Origin of the sequence: Staphylococcus sp. HMSC055C03, assembly GCF_001809385.1 — a bacterium.
Classification (GTDB): domain Bacteria; phylum Bacillota; class Bacilli; order Staphylococcales; family Staphylococcaceae; genus Staphylococcus; species Staphylococcus simulans.
Genome location: NZ_KV797503.1, coordinates 1 through 551 on the forward strand (window position 1 = coordinate 1; position 551 = coordinate 551).

Annotated in this window: 1 pseudogene; it reads right to left on the minus strand. The window is 42.3% G+C overall.

From position 1 onward, the window contains the following. Nucleotides 1–551 (minus strand): annotated as a pseudogene (locus HMPREF2603_RS09100) (ornithine carbamoyltransferase subunit F); the annotation flags it as partial.

Genomic DNA, 551 nt, shown 5'->3' on the forward strand with positions numbered 1-551 from the left:
CTTTAACACCTTTATCGATGTCGTCTGTTACTAAGATTTCGCCACCGTTTTCTTCAGCGATTTCTTTACAACGGTTCAATAATTCATCCGTAGGATTCAATTCTTTAGGGCAAACAAGGTTGAAACGCATACCCATGATTGCTGCACCTTGCATCAACGCATTCGCAACGTTGTTGCGACCATCGCCTACGTAAGTGAAGTTGATTTCGTGATAAGGTTTTTTCAATACTTCTTTAGCTGTTAGGAAGTCAGCTAATACTTGTGTTGGGTGATCTTCGTCAGTTAAACCATTCCATACCGGCACGCCTGATTCTTTTGCTAATGTTTCAACAGTACGTTGAGAGAATCCGCGATATTCGATGCCGTCATACATGCCGCCTAAAACGCGTGCTGTATCTGCTGCTGTTTCTTTTTTGCCCATTTGAGAACCAGTTGGTCCAAGGTAAGTAGTGCTTGCACCTTGGTCAGCTGCCGCAACTTCAAATGCGCAACGAGTACGAGTTGAGTCTTTTTCGAAAATTAATGCAATGTTTTTTCCTTTAAGTGTTTGT